Origin of the sequence: Leptospira gomenensis (assembly GCF_004770155.1) — a bacterium.
In the GTDB taxonomy this organism is placed as follows: domain Bacteria; phylum Spirochaetota; class Leptospiria; order Leptospirales; family Leptospiraceae; genus Leptospira; species Leptospira gomenensis.
The window spans coordinates 1-16820 of record NZ_RQFA01000014.1 but is presented as its reverse complement, the minus strand read 5'-3'; the positions used below and the strand labels follow the sequence as shown (position 1 = coordinate 16820).

The following is a 16820-nucleotide window of genomic DNA, read 5'->3' as shown; positions in this document are numbered from 1 at the left end:
CCCATTGGTTTGAACCGAAACGGAGGGACAATTTTATTCTCGTTTGTATTCTCCCGGTCTTTGTCCCGTCATTTTGCGAAACACGGAATAAAAAGAGGATTTGGAATTGAATCCGCATTCCAGACCGATTCTAAGAACGGGATAGTCCTTGAATTCGGAGTCCTTGAGTCTTTGTTTTACTTCTTCGATCCTGTATTCGTTCGTAAGAGTAAAAAAATTCTTTCCAAGATGCAGATTGAGCGCCTGGCTCAGATGGTTCGTGCTTATTTGAAGCGCTTGCGCTATTTCCTGAATTCCCAAGTCGTCTCGAAGATACGGTTTATGGTGTTCCATGTAGCGGATCAATTCGTCCGCGATCCGAGTCATTCGCTCCGATTCCAAACGGGATTTTGAATATTTTTCCGAGTCTCCGTTGTTTTCGGTACGGGTTCGGATCGTATTTTCGGAAAATACGGTTTTTTGACGTAAAATAAAAAACGAAAGCAGAAACAAAAATCCGACCATAAAGCCGTTGGTCAATCGAGGAGAAGTATAGGGCGGTTCGGACAGAAACTTCAAAACCAAAAAGGAAGTTTGAACGAACAGGATCGTCAGAAAAAGGATACAAACTCCGATTAACCAGCGTAAGGTGATTTCGAGATCTTCATACGAAAAAAAATCCCTGACCCGATTGGCGTGTTTTCGTATCAGACGAAACGAAATCCAACTATAGGAAACGATCGAAAGAGGAACCGCCACTCCGTTTATCAAAGAGGAATACCAGGAGGCGGAGTTCTTCAGATCGATCCGATAGGTTTCCGTTTCGATCCCCGGAACATAGGAAACGAACGAAAAAAATACGAACGGAAAAAAGTGAAGCGTATGTTTTGCCCGGAAGACGAAGCCCTCCTTGACCAAAGTAGCGGTGTAAAGATACAGACAGGGGCCGTAGGCGAGCGGATAGGAAATGATTTTTAAAAACCAATTCCAGTCTTCGTGAGAATCGTTCAGATGCAATGCGCGTCTAACGCAGGATAAAAAAACCAAAAGGATCCATATCGAACCGATCAGATCGTGGGCGCCTTTTTTGCGTTTGGTGAGCAAAAACGCGAGACAGAATATCGTATGCGCCAAAGTGATCGGAAAAAGGTAATAAGGAGTCGAAGGCATAAAATCTTTCGAAGGATTGGACGAAAAATCCTTCGAAAGCGCGACTCCCTATTTTTAATTCCAGTGTCTCTCTTCGTTCCCGATATAAATCGCGTCCGGTCTTAGGATTCTTTCTTTTTTTTGCTCCAAACAATGCGCCATCCATCCGGCCGCCCTTCCTAGGGCAAAAACGGGCGTAAACAATTCCGTAGGAAGTTCGAGTCCGTGTAACAAAAGTGCGGTGTAAAATTCCACATTGGTTTGTAGGACTCGATTCGGTTTGTACTCCTTCAAAAGACGAAGCGCTACCGATTCGACATACATAGCGAGTTCGTAAAATTCGCGGAGTTCGGGACGTTGGTAGAGTTTTCGCGCGGCCTTTGCCAATACGTCCGCCCTCGGATCCCTCACCTTATAAATCCTATGGCCGAAACCCATCAAACGTTGTCCCGCTTCCAGAAGGTTTCGCAGATAGATTTCCGCGTTTTCCTTTTTACCGATGGCGAAGACTGTATCCAACGCGGGACCGGGAGCTCCTCCGTGTAACGGACCTTTGAGAGCTCCGATCGCTCCCGTGGCGGCGGAGATAAGATCGGATTGAGTGGATACGATCACTCTTGCAGTAAATGTGGACGCATTGAGTCCGTGATCCGCGACCGTGTTCCAGTAGGTGTTCAGGGCTTTCGTTTTTTGAGGATCGGGGGAAATTCCGAGCATGTATAAAAAGTTCTCCGCCTGTTTCAGATTCCGGTCCGGTAGAATCGGCTTTTTCCCGAGTCGGAGACGATACACCCAGGCGAGAATCAACGGTAAGGAGGCAACGACCGCATAACTTTCCTCCAAAGAAGAAGCGAACGGTTTACCCAAAGAAAGCGAAGCCGCTCCTATACGCAGACATTCGATGAGAGAAGCTCCCTGCGATACGGCGTTTTCCAAAATGGATCTTTGTGTTTCGGAAAATCTCCTCGCGGCTACGAGATTTTCCCGTATACGTTTCGTTTCTCCGGATTCGGGAAGTTTATCCTCCAGCAAAAGATAAAAGGTCTGTTCGAAATCCGTTTTGTCCGCGAATTCCTCCACGGGATAACCCGCCACGATCAGTCTGCCGCCCGATCCGTCCACCTTCGAAATCCTCGTTTTTACCGCTGGGATTCCCTCCAAACCGGGACTGTATTTCTTTTCCTCTAAAAGCCGATTTATCGTTTCCATATTTTTTTCCTTGTTCAGGATAAAGTTTACTTGATTGACTCATATCAATCAATATTGATTTTATTGTCAATATATGAAGAACGAGCAGAAAAAACCGTTTTTATCCGCGTTGGAGACCGCCCAGGAACTGGGCGTCGAGGTAGAAACCGTCTACGCGTATGTTAGCCGCGGGATTCTCCGTTCGGAATCCAGCGGTTCCAAGGATCGGACCAAACGGTATCGTAGGGAAGAGGTGGAGAGGCTTCTCATACAACGGGAGGAAAAGTTGAATCCCGGAAGGACCGCAAAGGCCGCTCTTACGTTCGGTCAACCGGTTCTGGAATCTTCGATCTCGATGATCGAAAATTCCTCCCTTTATTATAGGGGCCAGAATGCGGAAACGTTGAGCGAAACCTCGCGTTTCGAATCCGTGTGCGATCTTTTGTGGGAGAACGAAGGAGTTTCCGCGTTCGATTCGGAATGGCCCGTTTGGGACGGATCGTCTTTGTATTGTTATGCGGAACTAAAGGATCGTCCTTTGATCGATCTTTGCAGAATCCTTTTGGGTGTTTCGGAATACTTAGACCCGATTTCCTTTTTGAGAACTCAGGACGCGTTACGTAAAACCGGAGTCCGGATCGTTCGACTTCTTGCCTTGTTCGCATCCGGATCCAAACCTAAGGGAAACCGTTCCATATCCGAAATACTCTGGTACTCGTGGAAGGAGGAGGCAGTCAAAGGAAAAAGATCGGTTCCTATCGAACTCAAAAAAAACGTTCAACCGAACCAGGAGGACAAAAAGGCGATCCGTTTGATCGAGGCCGCCTTGATTCTTTCCGCGGATCACGAGCTGAACGTTTCCGCATTTACGGCTCGTTGTGTGGCTTCCAGCGACGCGAGTTTGTATCAGGCGGTGATCGCTGCGTTAGGCGCCTTGTCCGGAAACCGACACGGCCTTCTCACGGAAAAAACAATCGAGTTGTTGGCGGAGTTGGATCCGAAACGGAAGGATCCGAAATCCTTGTTGGTCGAAAAGCTGAAACGAGGGGAAACGATTCCAGGATTCGGTCATCCGTTTTACAAAGACGGTGATCCTCGCGCCAAAAAACTTACCGAACTAACGGAATCGCTTTTTCCGAAAAACCGTGAATTCCTTTCCGCAAAGGTACTGATAGAGGAGGCGGTGCGTCTTTTGGGAGATTATCCGACGATCGACGCCGGATTGGCTTTGGTATGTAGGACGTTGAAACTTCCGAAAGGAGCGGGGCTTGCGTTATTCGCCATCGGTCGATGCGCGGGTTGGATCGCGCATTCGATGGAACAATACGCTTCCGATCGTTTGATCCGTCCGAGGGCGCGTTATGTAGGAATTTTACCCGGTCGTTGATTTGATTTCCTCCTGAAGGATTCCGAGGCGTTGTTTTCTCACCTTCGTCACCTGAGGGTTTCCGTCGGGACCTAAAAATACGAAAGACGGTCCGGGAATTTCCTTCAGACGGACTTTAAAGTTTTTTCCTTTTCCCGGATAAATATCCACTCCCGGAAATATCTCCTGCTCCACTTCGACGTAGGAGTCCTTGTCCGGTTCGAAACCCATGATCATCGACTGTTCCTGACCGAGAAGATGATTTAGGATTCCTGAATATTTCTGTTTGATCGAGGAGAGTTTGGGAATACTTTCCTTTTCTTCCTGGGTAAGTTGTCTCCTCTGAGAATCTTCGTTCAATTTGGTGAGACTTAGTTCTACTTTTTTGAGTATGTCCTGATTTTTGCGGATCTCTTCCTTGAGTTTTTCAAGATCGGAAAGAAGTTCGGGACGGATTCCGACAGAAACGGAGGTTTTCGTCTCGGCAATGGCGCCTAACTTCGTACAGACGACCGCCTTACCCGCAACACAACTTCCTCCGATAAGTTCACCCCTTCCCCCGCGGATAACGACCGATTCGCCCGCTACCAGTTCCGAATGCATCGAAGCCTCTTCGATAAAGATCGTGTTTTTTGCGATCAGTCTTCCTTGTTCCACGAATCGGGTATAGATATCCGCGCCCGATTCGATGAGGCCTCCGTTCCTTCCCATAAAACCTCCGGAAAGAACCACGTCTCCGGCCGCTTTGAGAAACACCTTGCCTACGGATTTTTTTACGATGATCGAACCTTCCGTTTCCAACGTAAAACCGTCGGCTATCGTTCCTTCTACGATGATGGTTCCCGGAAAATTTACGTTGCCTGTGGAGAAATCCACGTTTTCGAGATGGCAGACTTCATCCACACGAACGGTTCCTTGTCGGTCCAAAATAGGTCTACCGTCGATGAGGGAATGGATCGAATTCCCGTCAGAAGAAAGATGAACGTTGGCGCCCAATTTCCATTCGGCTTCCTTACCCGCGTCGAAGGGTAGAATCTGACCGAGAACGTTTTTTCCTTCCTTACCGGGGACCGGTGCGATTTTTTCCGCGAGCTTCTGCGTTTTAGAAACACTTTGAATAATTTGAATATTCTTAAAATCTACTCTACCGTGTTCGTCCTCTTCGAGATGAGGATATTCAGGATGAATGAATAGGACGCGAATGTCTCCGTTTTTTCCGGCGATCGGATGTGTTCCTTCCGCGATGAGAATCTTTTTCCCGTACTCCGGTTCTTTGGAAAGTGTTTCGATTTTTTCCGCAAACACGCCGTGTACGATTCCGTTCAAACGGATCGATTCTAAAATTTGTTCCGAAGTCAGGATTCTTCCTCCGTATTTTGGAGGATGAAAAAGAAGGAAAGCCTTCATTTTGTCTTCTTGAATTTCGATTTCTATCCGGGAACTTTCCGGCTTACCGGGCCATTTGCCGATCAGATGAGAAAGCCCGTCCGCCTTATGAATGAGATCCTTGATGATGGAAGAGGAAATTTCGGTGATCTGAAACAGTTCGATTCTACGAAACACTTCCTTCGGATCCACTGCCTTTCCTTTTTTTCCAGCAGAAAAAACGGAAAGATAGGCGAGGCCTTCCTCGTTTTCGATCTTAAAAAATCCGTTTTCGTTTTCTTCCAGATCCTTAAGAAGAGAATCCGTAAAATTCTTTAGAGAATCGCTCATTCGCGGTTTCAGTGTAGAAATCATTCTTCATTTTTACAATCGAAATCTCCCCGAAAAACTTGAGCGTTAGTAAAGAAATTTTCTCAATGATGGCGGTGGTTGTCGTGCGAGTTTTCCAGTTCCTCCGGGGATCCGTTCCCGTTTGGTACGTTTGTGTTCGTGTGCGGCGCGTTTTCGGAATCGGAACGATTCCATTCCGAGGCGGATCGGTGCGAGGAAGGATCATGGTTCTCGTGCGAATGGTTCATACGGAAGAAGATCATGGATATTCCTACGAGGACGACGACGATTCCTCCGTAGCGGACGATCCCACGGGGAAGTTTGAGTAGAAGTTGTCGAAAACCGATTCCGAAAAGAAATAGTGCGGGAAACGTTCCGAGAAAAAAAACGCCCATGACGAGCGCGCTGATCGCTGGATCCGCGGCGGCCAACGCAAGACCGAAAGCGGGATATAAAACCGCGCAAGGAAGAAGCCCCGTGACCATGCCGAAGGCCAAAGCCGTGGAAGGGACGTTTTTTCCGCTTCGGATCGAGACGAGAAGGGGACCCGCAAAGAAATTAAGTATTTTATGATATACTCCCGAACTTTCGGGAGATCCTTTGCGTATCAATCCCAAACCGAATAGGACTACGAAAATTCCGGAAACGACGGCCGCGAATTGTTGTAAGGAGACCAATTTTCCCGCGAGATTCAAACCGGTTCCTAAAAAACCGATCACCGCGCCTAACAACGAATAGGAGACGAGTCTTCCCGTGTTGTAGAGAAGGTTTGAGACGTATGTCCCGTTTCCTCCGGCGATGTTGAGCGTTCCTGCGAAGGGGCCGCACATCCCGAGGCAGTGCAACGAACTCGTCAAACCGTGAAGGAATGCGACGGATAAGGCGGTGAGTAGGAATTCAGTTTGCACCTTTTTTCTCCCGTTCCTCGTTTTTATTTTTGAGAAAGGTTTCCTCTTCGTCGTCGAATAACATCCTGTATTTCGGACCTTCTATGTCCTCGAACTGTCCCGATTTCAACGACCAAAAGAAAACGGCCAACGCACCCAACGCGATCGCCATCGCGATCGGGATGGTAAGATACAAAGCGTTCAAATTTTTGTCCTCCAGGAAAGGGATATCGAATTGAGAACGACGGTCAGCGAACTGAGTGTCATAAAACCGGCGCAAATTACGGGCAACATAAATCCGAAAGCGGCCAATGGAAGCATTATGGAATTGTAAGATAAGGAAATTAGAATATTCTGAATTATAATACGTTTCGTTTTTCTGGATATCTGCGCCGCCGCTGCGAGCGAATCGAGACGATTGGAAATCAGAACCAGATCCGATTTGTCTATGGAAAGATCGGACGCGATTCCCATGGAAATCCCTAAATCCGCCGCGGCGAGACATGCGGAGTCGTTGATTCCGTCCCCGACCATCACGACGGTTTCGCCTTCCTTCTGCGATTTTTGGATTACCGCGAGTTTGTCTTCGGGTTTTAATTCGTATGAGTAACGTTCCAAGTCCAAGGTGGAAGCCAGGGATTGGACTTTAGATTTGGAATCCCCGGAAAGGATTTCGATATAGGGAATTCTTTCCTTTAATCGCTGTAATGCGGCTTTCGCTTCGGGGCGGACCGTATCTTCCAGGCTAAAGGAGGCTAGTAATTCCCCTTTTTTACCGAGATACACCTTCCCGTCCGAGGAGCGGGTTCCGTAGGAAACAAAACCAAGGCTACCTACGCGGTAACTTTCTCCGGAAGCGACGGTTCCTTCCATTCCGGCGCCGGGAATCTCCCGGATTTCCTTCCATGAAATCGTTGTTAGGCGGTCGGGTCTTTCTTTGAGGGTGATCTCCCGTTTGAGACTTTCCGCCAGAGGATGGGAGGAGGCGCTTTCCAAAGAATAAACTAAGGAGTAGAATTCGTTTTTTCGTTTCGGTTCCGAGAACCATTCGTTTCGAACGGCCAATTTTCCGGAAGTCAGGGTCCCGGTTTTATCGAAATAAATTCTGGTGGCGCGGCTCAGGATTTCCATCGAGTCGGGGTTTTTCACTAAAATTCCCTTGGTTCCGTGCATCAGGTTTCCGACCACATAGGCCGCGGGTACGGCGAGTCCTAAGGCACAGGGACAGGCGACGATCAGAACGCTGATCGTATTAAGAGTCGCCGCCTCCCAGTCTTGTTTATAAAATCCGAATATACAAAAAGTTGCAATCGCAATCGCGATTACTACCCTGATGAAATGCGCGGAAAAACGATCCGTAGTTCTTTGGAGTTTAGGTTTTGCCTGAAGGGAGGTTTCGATCAATGCGGATATACGGGATAACGTGCTTTCCTTCGCGGTTGTGGTGGCTTCTATTTCGGCGTTCGAACTCAGACAGATCGATCCGGATAGGACTGGGTCTCCCTGTTTGCGGACGACCGGTTCCGATTCGCCCGTTAAAAAAGATTCATCGAAGTATGCTTGGGGAATTCTTACGATTCCGTCCACGGGAACACGATTTCCGTTTTTGAGGATGAGGCGATCTCCTCTTTGAATTTTTCCAGGTGCGATCCTGATTTCCTTGCCGACGGATAAAACGGAATACTCTTGGGGAAGAGTGGATAAAAGTTCGCCCACTTTTCTCCCCGCCTTCAGACGTATGGCCGACTCCAAGAATTTTCCGATGAGTATGAAAAAATAAATGGTACAAACGGAATCGAAATACACTTCTCCTCGATCGGTCAACGTTACGTAGACGCTGTAAAAATACGCCAACGAAACTCCAGAAAAAAGAAGCGTATCCATCGTAAGCATCTTACGTTTGATCGATTCGACGGCTCCCTTATAAAACGGGTATCCTGCGTAGAGGTAGGCGGGTGTAGCGAATATCCAAGAAACGTAATGGAATAGTTTTTTGAATTCGGCCTCTATTCCGGAAAAGTATCCGGTATAGAGGCCGACGCTGAAAAGCATTATATTGCCCCAGGAGAATCCCGCAACGGCCATCCTGTAGAAAATATCCTTGGAAAATACGCCGATACTTTTTTCGGCTTTTAGAGGGGAGTATAAGGAAGGTTCGTATCCTATACTCCGTATTAAAGAAAAGATTTCGTCTAACGTGATCAGTTTTCGGTCGTAGGTCAATTTCATTCTTCCGGTTGCGAAATTGATTCTTACCTCGCGCACTCCTTCCCGCGCGGAAAGGACTTTTTCGTTTAACCAAACGCAGGCGGAACAGTGTATCTTTCCGATCGTAATCAAAGTTTCGTAATATCCGTTTTCCAACTTGTTTACGTATTCTTCATATACGGATTCGATTTCTAGGTTTTCGTCCCTTTCTTTCGTTTCTTGGATCGGTTCCAAACGTTCCGATCCGCGTAGGGCGTAGAATTGTGTCAGTCCGTGACTTACGAGAAGTGTCGCCAAGGTTTTGCAACCGGCGCAGCAGAAACTTTCTCGTTTGCCGGATATTTCTCCTAAGACGACGTCCCTTTCGTCGTTGATGGGAGTGTTACAGTGATAGCAGTTTACCGTTTTAGAAATCGTTCTCATAGATTGCGCCGTTTAGCGAATTTCCACCTCGAACGTACGCCTTAGAGTTTTGCCGGAGTTTTCCCCTTTTACGGTCAGGATCCAACGACCCGTTTCCGAGAACTCAAGAATTCCGGAATATTCTCCGGGGCGTTTAGAATCCTCTTTCAATTGGATCGTTCGATTCCAAAGATCGGTGGCGGACCGTTCGAGTTGGATTTCGAGTTTCGCTCCGGTGATCGCCGCGCCCGATTTCGAAAAACGGATAATGGTCCGATTTTTTCCACGTTCGAGTTTGGGTTCCTTAGAAAATAAATCACCGTCGAAAGAATATCCCGCAGCGATCATGTTTTTCTGCTCCAGAATAGCCTTTTCGTAGTTTAATCCTTTTTCGTAATATTCTTTTTCGATCGGGCCCGTATAACCTTCGCTCGCGTATCGGATCGTTATTGCGGTAGCCGAAATTAATGCGACAAAAGCGATCCCCACCCAAACGAAAGCGACTTTCATACTTTTATGCAGAGCCATTTTATTTTTCCTTAACGCCCGTTTTGCGGTATTAAAAACGGAACCGTCTTTTTCATTCTATTTTTTTCGTTCTCAACGTCCTGAAGTTCCAACGAAATTTTGTGTGTATGAATCAGGCGATCTTCCGGTTGAATGCCGGCTTCCAAAATGACGCGAAAATTCTCGGAGCCGTTTCCTTCCACTTGTAAGGACGGAATCTCGGTTCCTCCCATAAGGATCCTTACCGGTGTGCGTAACGTCGAATCGACGATCCTTAGATTCCAGGTCCTTTTTTCGAATGTCAGGTTGAGCAGGTTCCCGTTGTAGAAATTTCTTACGACTCCGCCTGGAACCTCCATCGGTTGGATGATTCGGTCCGGAAGTATGTTCGCATACATTGGCGTTCTTTCGTATAACAGAACGAATGCGGTAATCAACACGCACGTCAAAAGAGTTCCGTAGACGATACTTCTGGGTCGTATCCACCGAATCGGTGTTCCCGGTTGTTTCGCCTGATTTTCGGAAAAATATCCGATGAGCGTTTTTTTTCCTTCTTTTCCCATGGTTTTGGTGCAGGCGTCCGAACATTTTCCGCAAGCGATACAACCTACGTTAACACCTTCGCGTATGTCGATTCCGGTGGGACATACCACCAAACAAAGGTTACACGCAGTGCAATCACCCTCTTGTACGCCGGCTTTCCTTCTCGGTTCCCCGCGTTTGAAATCGTACGTAATATTCACCGAATCCGCGTCCATCATTACGGTTTGGAATCTAGCGTAAGGGCAGGCGTATTTGCAGAATTGTTCGCGAACAAAGGCCATATCTGCGTAGAGAGTGGCGGTAAAAAATCCGGTGAAATAAATCCAAACCGGTGGAGTGATCCAAAACGAAGACGCTCGGACGTCGCTTATCATTTCGTAGGGGTCCGCGAAATACGAAATCCATGCGAGAGCGCCTAACAGTGATACGGTGATCCATAAAAAATGTACGAAAACCTTCCCGAAAAAGGGCGCGTCCTTCTTACCGTATTTGGAACCGAGGACACTCCTTCCGATCCAATCGAAAAGATCCGTAAAAACGGTTTGCGGACAGGCCCATCCGCACCATACCCGTCCGATCAGAGTGGTAAAGAAAAACAACGAAAGGCCCATCGTGATCAGGAATAGATGAAGAAAGTAACCTTCTTGCGGGGTGAAGATATTTCCGAGTAGGTAGAATTTACGGGCGGGAATATCGAGGCGGATCCATGGATGACCCTCCCAGCGAAGCCAAGGTAAAAAAAGATAGAGTGGGATCAAAACCGCTTCCACCGCGTAACGTGCGGAACGGATTTTACCCGTGATATGTCTGGAGATTACCATTCAAGTTCTCCTTTTGATTTTTCAAAGCGGAACCGAGTGCGGTTTCGTCTTCGAGTTTCGAACGTCCGCTTTTACGTCCCGGAATTTCAAAACGTAAAAGCGGAAAAACTTCAATTTATCGGGATGCCTTTAGACTCGGATTTTGAGAAGCGAGCCAAGCCATTACTTGATACACTTTTTCTCCTCCGAGTGAATTTTCGTGCGGAGGCATCGGTCCTCTACCGAGTTTGGTTTTTTCGACCGTGATTCCTTTCATGATCGTATTATAAACTTCTAAATCGGTAGTTCCGTGGATCCACTCCGCGTCCACAAGGTTTGGTCCGACCAGACCTTGTCCGGTAGGACCGTGACAGGCCGCGCAGACGGTCTTGAAAAGTTTTTCGCCTTCCGCGATCGCTTGCGCGTTTCCACGTAAAGGATTGCTTCCGTCGTCGCTTTGTATCTCGACCGCTTTCGGAAATTTCGTTTCGTGTTCCTTGACTTCGTTTTCGTATGCGACTTCCTGTCCCCATTGAGAATACTTGTGAAAGTAGATCGAATAACCGATCGCGAATACCACGCAGATTACGAAGATCCATTTCCACCATTCCGGCATCGGATTGTCTTCCTGTCTGATTCCGTCGAATTCCTTATTTGAATCGTGAGTCATGGATCAATCCTCCTCCAACATTCTAAACTTGGGCTCTTCCATTTGGGTTTTCCTTTTTTTGTTGTACACGTACGCCGTGATCAACACGATCGCAAGAACGAGCAACGGCAGTCTTGCAAACTTATAAATTTGTATCAGTTCGAGTTCCATTCCGGCCTCACTGTATGGACTTGGACAATTCTGCGGTGTCCTTTCCTAATTTGAGAAGATACGCGATGATTGCATCACCTTCCGTCTTTCCTTCCAATTCCTTTTGGGCAGCGGCGTAGTCCGCTTCCGTATAGGGAACCCCCACCTTTGCTAACCCTTTCATGTGACTTACGATTTCCTTTGCGTCCAAAGTAGCCGAGGGTTCGAAAAGCCAAGGGTAAGCGGGCATAACGGATCCGGGAGAAGTATCCCTCGGATTGATCAGATGTGTTTTATGCCAAGCATACGAAGGTTGGATTTGTGATTCGTGCGCCAAGTCGGGACCGGTGCGTTTTGATCCCCAGAGAAACGGATGGTCGTAGACGAATTCACCCGCTTTGGAATAACCGTCTCTTCCGTAGGCCTTCGACGGGTCGAATCGATCCACTTCCCATTTGAAAGGACGAACCATCTGCGTATGACAGTTGATACATCCTTCCTTTTGATAGACGTCTCTTCCCGCCAATTCCAAAGCGGAGAACGGCTTTACTCCTTGAATCGGGACCGCCGTTCTCGAGATGAAAAACGGAGGAATCAATTCGAAAATTCCGCCGATCAAAACGGCGATCGTCGTATAAACGGTAAATTTAACTCCTTGTTTTTCCCACTTATCCGTAAAACCGGAAAACCAATCCAAAAGAATGTCGAATAATTTCATACGTTCGCTCCTTATTCCTTCACTCTCAAATCCGCTTCCTGAAAACCGGATCCGGAGTTTTTAATCGTCTTAATCACGTTATAGATCATGACGAAAACCCCGCTCAGATACAAGGTTCCTGCCACACCTCTTGCAAAACGGAAGGGTTTGAGTACTTCGGTGATCTGTACCCAATTCGGATATTGTAAAAATCCTTTTTCGTCAACGGCTCTCCACATGGATCCCTCCGTGATTCCCGAAACCCACATCGAAACGATATAAAGTAGAATTCCGAGGGTCGCGAGCCAGAAGTGGACGTTAGCGAGTTTTTCGGAATAAAGATTAGAATTCCATAATCTAGGTACGAGATAATAGATTGCGGCAAAGGACATCATTCCGACCCAACCTAAGGTTCCGGAGTGGACGTGACCGACGATCCAATCCGTGTTGTGACCGAGCGCGCTGATCGAACGGATAGACAACAACGGTCCTTCGAACGTGGACATTCCGTAGAACGTGATCCCCACGAGCATCATCTTGAGAAGTGCGTCCGTTTTGATTTTTTCCTTGGCTTGGGTCAAGGTTAGGAATCCGTTCAACATTCCTCCCCAGGAAGGCATCCAGAGCATAATCGAAAACGCCATTCCGGTCGTTTGTAACCACTCTGGAAGAGGTGTGTTGAGCAAGTGGTGCGGGCCGGCCCAAATGTAGATGAAGATCAGAGACCAAAAATGGATGATCGAAAGTCTGTGACTATAGATCGGTTGTTTTATATGTTTCGGAAAGTAATAATACATCAATCCCAAAAACGGAGTCGTCAAAACGAATGCTACCGCGTTATGGCCGTACCACCACTGGATGTTCGCGTCGTAAACCCCGGAAAAGATCGAATAGGATTTTCCCAAACCGACTGGAATCGAAAGATTGTTCACGATAAAAAGAATCGGAACGGTCACGAAAGACGCGATGTAAAACCATATAGCCGCGTAAAGTTGTTTCTCCTCTCTCGTGAAAATGGTCGCGAAAAAATTGATTATAAAGATCACAAACCAGACCACGATCAAAAGGTCGAGCGGCCATTCCAACTCCGCGTATTCCTTGGACTGATTGAGTCCAAGCGGAAGCGTGATCGCAGCCAGGACGATCGTCAGGTTGTATAATACGAAATGAATGTTTGCCAGGGTGTCGCTCCAGATTCTAACCCGGCATAACCTTTGAATGAGATGATAGGCGGTCGCAAAGATGATGCTCAATGCGAAACCGAATATCGCCGCGTTCGTGTGTAATGGTCTGATTCTTCCGAAACTGAAATACTGAGTGAAATTCAGTTCCGGATAAACCATCTGAAATGCGGCGAGGACCCCCACTAACATGGAGGCGACGCCCCAAATCATAGCCGATATGATGAACCCTTTTACGATGGAATCGTTGTATTTGGCGTTCGTTTGGCTCATGAGATTTTGTCTCCCGATTCGATTATTCCTTTCGATTTAAAAAGTTTCGTAAAGTAGAAGATATTCAATATTTATAAATTACGAATGTCTTCTACTTTTTCGAAATCCTATCAATTTTACCTTATATTCAAACCGGTTAAGTAAGGGAAGAAATCGGAGGCGTGCTTCGAAGAGAAACGGCATGATAATTGTCAAGCGGTCCGTTTGCGCTTTCGGTTGTTGAAAAATGGGGGAAATCGAATATAGTCCTTCCTTTTTCCTTTTTTTGAGAAAAGATCTCAAGAAAAGAGAACCTGATTTTCCTTGGATTTGTCCTCAAAAAAAGTGCGTGCGAAGTTTCTCTTTCTCGGTAGAATTTCGAAAACGTCCGAGAATAATACGATGGATCTCAATTTCAAAGATAAACTTCAATCGGGGATGTCTTCGATCGATCAGCTTTCGAGGAATTTGCCTCCCCAGGTGCAAAAGACTCTTCTTTACACGGGTGTTTCTTTGGCCGTTTTAGGTGTTTCTCTGGCGGTTCTGATCGGGATTCAGAGGGGAAAAGAAGGGGCGGCTTTCGACGACCAAGCCAAGGAACTGGATCGAAAAGCCCTTTTTTTGGAAGATATTGAACGCAATTATAACAGGAAACGAAGGTCGATTCGTTATAGCGATCCTGAGTTATCGGGTTTTCGTTCGGAGAATTCTTCCTCGTTGGAAATCGATCGATATGAGCGGGAAAGGCAGAAGAACGAGCTCCTTCCGGAAACGAATTCTCCGGAAGGAAAGGATTCTCTGCGGGAAGGCAGAAGAGAGGGAGTCGGAACTCCGAAACTGCCCACCGAAAGCGACGCACTTCCGACGGAGGATCGGGAGAAAAAACCCGATTTGCATCGAGGAGAAGACCCGGGTGTACTTTCTCCTGACAGAAATGCTTCGAACGGAAGTAAGGGGGAAGGGGATCGACCGAATTTGATTCGTCCTCCGCGATCGAATTCTACGGGAACTGGTTCTCGGGGCTCCTCGGAAATACGATGAAGGCGATCGAAGTGAAGGTTCGTTACAGAAACGACTATTTCGTTTTATTTTTCTGTTTGTATTTCTTGTCCGCGATCGGAATCGGTTTCGGAGGGAAGACGCGGGGCTCCGGGGGAGCCTTGTTTGCGGATATGCCGCTTCCGTTTCCGGAAGAATCCGCCGAGGTCGAAACGTTTTCCGGTCGGGAAACGGAAGAACGAGAGGAGTCGGGAAAGAGCGCGACTAACGCAGCGACGAGGTCAAGTAGCTCGAGTTCGAGTCGAATCGGCGCGGAAGAAAAAAAATCGTCTTCTACTTTGGGCGAAGGTGGAGAGGCAAGGGCAAGCGAAACGATCTCCGAATCCCAAGGAGACAAAAACGAATCTGAAAAAGGGACGAAGGTTGTCGCCCCGAAAGGAGAAACGACCTCCGTCGTTTCGGAAGGGAACGTATCTCAAACGCGGTTGCCGAATTCTTCCAAAACCAGTTTGAAAAAGAAGAAGGACAAAAAGAAAGAGGATCCTTCGGAGAGTGGGTACAAGCGGGGAGTTTTACGTCTTAGAGAAAATCAAAGAAACAACGCGAAGAGCGAATTCGATCAGGCGGGAGGGCAGGGAAAATCGTCGAACGCAGCCCGATTAGAGGGCGCGAGGTTGACGGCGGAATCGTCTAACGACGCGAATACGATCACGGAACAGATCGATTCCGAAGAAGAAAAGTGGAAGGCCGTATTCGAGGTTGCTCGGTCCTTGCGAGGAAACGGAAAAACTCAGGAAGCCGAAGCGCAGTACTTACGATTGATCACCGAAGCCCCGGAAAATTTTCAAACGATCGCACTTGTATCCTTGGGGGAAATGTTGTCCGTCACCGAAAGAAAAGATTCCGCGAGAAGATATCTATTGCAGGCAATCAAATTGATACGTAAAAAACCGGAGTTGGACTCAAAAGGAGAACAGCAGGAACGCGCGGTGACTCTGATTGCGCGAATTTATGCGGAGCAGGGAAAATACGAAGAGGCAGAGAACTGGGCCAAAGCGTATCTGAATCGAATCAATCCGAATGCGGAAGAGAATTCTCCGTTTGTAAAAGAACTTCGTAAAATCATACAAAAAAGAAATTATTAAAAAAACTCCGAACCGGTCGTAGATTTACCCGTTTTGCTCCTTGGTAGCAGGTTTAGGGGGTTCGGGGCGTGTCTCGGAGCCGCCGGTGGTCGGCCGAACTACATTCATTTTTTGGAATATTCCGGCGGCTCCGAGTCGCGTGACTCCGGGCTCACGGATTCCCGCTCGTCCTCTACGAGGACGCTTCGCGCCCTGCGGCCCGCTCACGCAGGAAATGTAAGAGGAAGCGAGATGGACGTTTGTGCCAAGTGGCCACCCAGCCGCAGCCACGGGATCTCGCACGAGAAGCGTGATATGGTGTTGTCACGAGAAACGCGGTGCAACGCAAAACAAAAAGAACGCGAAGTATGCGCACCGCGCAACGGGTTTGATGAGGTTTGTTTCGTATTTGTATTTGTATTTGTATTTGTATTTGTATTTGTATTTGTATTTGTATTTGTATTTGTATTTGTATTAACGGCGTTTTCATTTTTGTTTCTTCGTTTTGTCTTCTGTTTTGTGCCGTTTTGGTCGCGGGTTTTGTTTCGAATCTTCATTCGCGCCGATGTTCGGAGCGTTGCGTTATGTTTCGTTACGTTTTCCTTCGCAGGGTTTGTTTCGAACTACGTACGGAGCCGCATCTGATTTCTGTGGATTGTCCGCTTTTGTATGCGAGCGCTGGAAGTTTGGTGTAGTTGGCGCTCGCAACAAACGTCGATCATTGCTTCTAAACTCGTGTTCTTTTGTTACTGTTAAACTCCGCTCTTGTTACAAAAGATCGCATCGCCTTTTCTAAGTTTCGATTGGTTTTGCAGTGACGTTTGGTTGATTTCCGTTTCCTACTTTGACGGAAGTCGGCGATCGCTTTTTGTTTTTGATCCGTTCGTAGTTTATTTTATTGAGTCGGGGTTTTCTCTGTTGCGCCGCGATTGTGGTCTTGCGCTTTCTAATCGGGTTTTGATTCTAAACTTTGTTTGTAATTTCGTTTTCCGTCGCGGCTTTGCTTCTAAACTCGTGTTCTTT

At 47.3% G+C, this 16820-nt stretch carries 13 protein-coding genes and 2 pseudogenes; 3 read left to right on the top strand and 12 right to left on the bottom strand.

Features of this window, described 5'->3' with window-relative positions; genetic code table 11:
- Window positions 1-33: 33 nt before the first annotated feature.
- On the bottom strand, window positions 34-1149 hold the full coding sequence (locus EHQ17_RS02445) for a helix-turn-helix domain-containing protein (protein WP_135595787.1): 1116 nt from the start codon (window positions 1147-1149) through the stop codon (window positions 34-36).
- 54 nt (window positions 1150-1203) lie between these two features.
- On the bottom strand, window positions 1204-2337 hold the full coding sequence (locus EHQ17_RS02440) for a citrate synthase/methylcitrate synthase (protein WP_135736131.1): 1134 nt from the start codon (window positions 2335-2337) through the stop codon (window positions 1204-1206).
- A gap of 73 nt (window positions 2338-2410) precedes the next feature.
- On the opposite strand from EHQ17_RS02440, the gene EHQ17_RS02435 reads away from it, so the two are divergent.
- On the top strand, window positions 2411-3703 hold the full coding sequence (locus EHQ17_RS02435) for a citrate synthase family protein (protein ID WP_135595789.1): 1293 nt from the start codon (window positions 2411-2413) through the stop codon (window positions 3701-3703).
- Here the strand turns inward: EHQ17_RS02435 and EHQ17_RS02430 are convergent.
- The 10 genes and pseudogenes from EHQ17_RS02430 to ccoN all read right to left on the bottom strand — a co-directional run bounded on the left by EHQ17_RS02430 (window position 3689) and on the right by ccoN (window position 13695).
- Window positions 3689-5398, bottom strand: coding sequence for a DUF342 domain-containing protein (locus EHQ17_RS02430; RefSeq protein WP_167881140.1), 1710 nt, complete (start codon window positions 5396-5398; stop codon window positions 3689-3691). The two genes, EHQ17_RS02435 and EHQ17_RS02430, sit on opposite strands and share 15 nt — an antisense overlap.
- A gap of 155 nt (window positions 5399-5553) precedes the next feature.
- Window positions 5554-6306 (bottom strand): annotated as a pseudogene (locus EHQ17_RS02425) (sulfite exporter TauE/SafE family protein); the annotation flags it as partial.
- The gene (gene ccoS / locus EHQ17_RS02420) at window positions 6296-6490 is read right to left on the bottom strand and encodes a cbb3-type cytochrome oxidase assembly protein CcoS (RefSeq protein ID WP_135595792.1); all 195 of its coding nucleotides are present in this window, start codon (window positions 6488-6490) and stop codon (window positions 6296-6298) included. The gene ccoS and the pseudogene EHQ17_RS02425, both read right to left, overlap by 11 nt.
- Window positions 6487-8916 (bottom strand): heavy metal translocating P-type ATPase, encoded by a 2430-nt coding sequence (locus EHQ17_RS02415; RefSeq protein WP_135595793.1) that lies wholly within the window; start codon window positions 8914-8916, stop codon window positions 6487-6489. Before EHQ17_RS02415 ends, ccoS begins: the two co-directional genes overlap by 4 nt.
- Before the next feature lie 12 nt (window positions 8917-8928).
- Window positions 8929-9423: a FixH family protein gene (locus tag EHQ17_RS02410; RefSeq protein WP_135595794.1), complete on the bottom strand. Its 495-nt coding sequence runs from the start codon at window positions 9421-9423 to the stop codon at window positions 8929-8931.
- Window positions 9424-9434: 11 nt separating this feature from the next.
- The gene (ccoG, locus tag EHQ17_RS02405; RefSeq protein ID WP_135595795.1) at window positions 9435-10766 is read right to left on the bottom strand and encodes a cytochrome c oxidase accessory protein CcoG; all 1332 of its coding nucleotides are present in this window, start codon (window positions 10764-10766) and stop codon (window positions 9435-9437) included.
- 115 nt (window positions 10767-10881) lie between these two features.
- The gene (locus EHQ17_RS02400) at window positions 10882-11415 is read right to left on the bottom strand and encodes a cbb3-type cytochrome c oxidase N-terminal domain-containing protein (RefSeq protein WP_135595796.1); all 534 of its coding nucleotides are present in this window, start codon (window positions 11413-11415) and stop codon (window positions 10882-10884) included.
- A gap of 3 nt (window positions 11416-11418) precedes the next feature.
- A complete protein-coding gene (locus EHQ17_RS02395) occupies window positions 11419-11565 on the bottom strand; it encodes a cbb3-type cytochrome c oxidase subunit 3 (protein WP_135595797.1) in 147 nt (48 codons plus the stop codon).
- 7 nt (window positions 11566-11572) lie between these two features.
- Window positions 11573-12262, bottom strand: a complete 690-nt coding sequence (ccoO, locus tag EHQ17_RS02390) for a cytochrome-c oxidase, cbb3-type subunit II (protein WP_135595798.1) — start codon at window positions 12260-12262, stop codon at window positions 11573-11575.
- 11 nt (window positions 12263-12273) lie between these two features.
- Entirely contained in the window at window positions 12274-13695 is a 1422-nt protein-coding gene (gene ccoN, locus EHQ17_RS02385; protein WP_135595799.1) for a cytochrome-c oxidase, cbb3-type subunit I, read from the bottom strand.
- Window positions 13696-14076: 381 nt separating this feature from the next.
- Here ccoN and EHQ17_RS02380 point away from each other — a divergent pair, with 381 nt between their 5' ends.
- Together EHQ17_RS02380 and EHQ17_RS02375 are read left to right on the top strand one after the other, a co-directional pair.
- Window positions 14077-14715 (top strand): LIC_11485 family protein, encoded by a 639-nt coding sequence (locus EHQ17_RS02380; RefSeq protein ID WP_135595800.1) that lies wholly within the window; start codon window positions 14077-14079, stop codon window positions 14713-14715.
- Between the two features lie 437 nt (window positions 14716-15152).
- Window positions 15153-15818: pseudogene (locus EHQ17_RS02375) on the top strand (hypothetical protein); the annotation flags it as partial.
- Between the last annotated feature and the right edge of the window lie 1002 nt (window positions 15819-16820).

Coding starts and splice junctions, on each gene's coding strand:
- EHQ17_RS02380 (WP_135595800.1), top strand. CDS start 14,077: ATGGATCTCAATTTCAAAGATAAACTTCAATCGGGGATGTCTTCGATC.
- EHQ17_RS02430 (WP_167881140.1), bottom strand. CDS start 5,398: ATGAGCGATTCTCTAAAGAATTTTACGGATTCTCTTCTTAAGGATCTG.
- EHQ17_RS02445 (WP_135595787.1), bottom strand. CDS start 1,149: ATGCCTTCGACTCCTTATTACCTTTTTCCGATCACTTTGGCGCATACG.
- EHQ17_RS02400 (WP_135595796.1), bottom strand. CDS start 11,415: ATGACTCACGATTCAAATAAGGAATTCGACGGAATCAGACAGGAAGAC.
- EHQ17_RS02435 (WP_135595789.1), top strand. CDS start 2,411: ATGAAGAACGAGCAGAAAAAACCGTTTTTATCCGCGTTGGAGACCGCC.
- EHQ17_RS02415 (WP_135595793.1), bottom strand. CDS start 8,916: ATGAGAACGATTTCTAAAACGGTAAACTGCTATCACTGTAACACTCCC.
- EHQ17_RS02440 (WP_135736131.1), bottom strand. CDS start 2,337: ATGGAAACGATAAATCGGCTTTTAGAGGAAAAGAAATACAGTCCCGGT.
- ccoG (WP_135595795.1), bottom strand. CDS start 10,766: ATGGTAATCTCCAGACATATCACGGGTAAAATCCGTTCCGCACGTTAC.
- EHQ17_RS02395 (WP_135595797.1), bottom strand. CDS start 11,565: ATGGAACTCGAACTGATACAAATTTATAAGTTTGCAAGACTGCCGTTG.
- ccoN (WP_135595799.1), bottom strand. CDS start 13,695: ATGAGCCAAACGAACGCCAAATACAACGATTCCATCGTAAAAGGGTTC.
- ccoO (WP_135595798.1), bottom strand. CDS start 12,262: ATGAAATTATTCGACATTCTTTTGGATTGGTTTTCCGGTTTTACGGAT.
- EHQ17_RS02410 (WP_135595794.1), bottom strand. CDS start 9,423: ATGGCTCTGCATAAAAGTATGAAAGTCGCTTTCGTTTGGGTGGGGATC.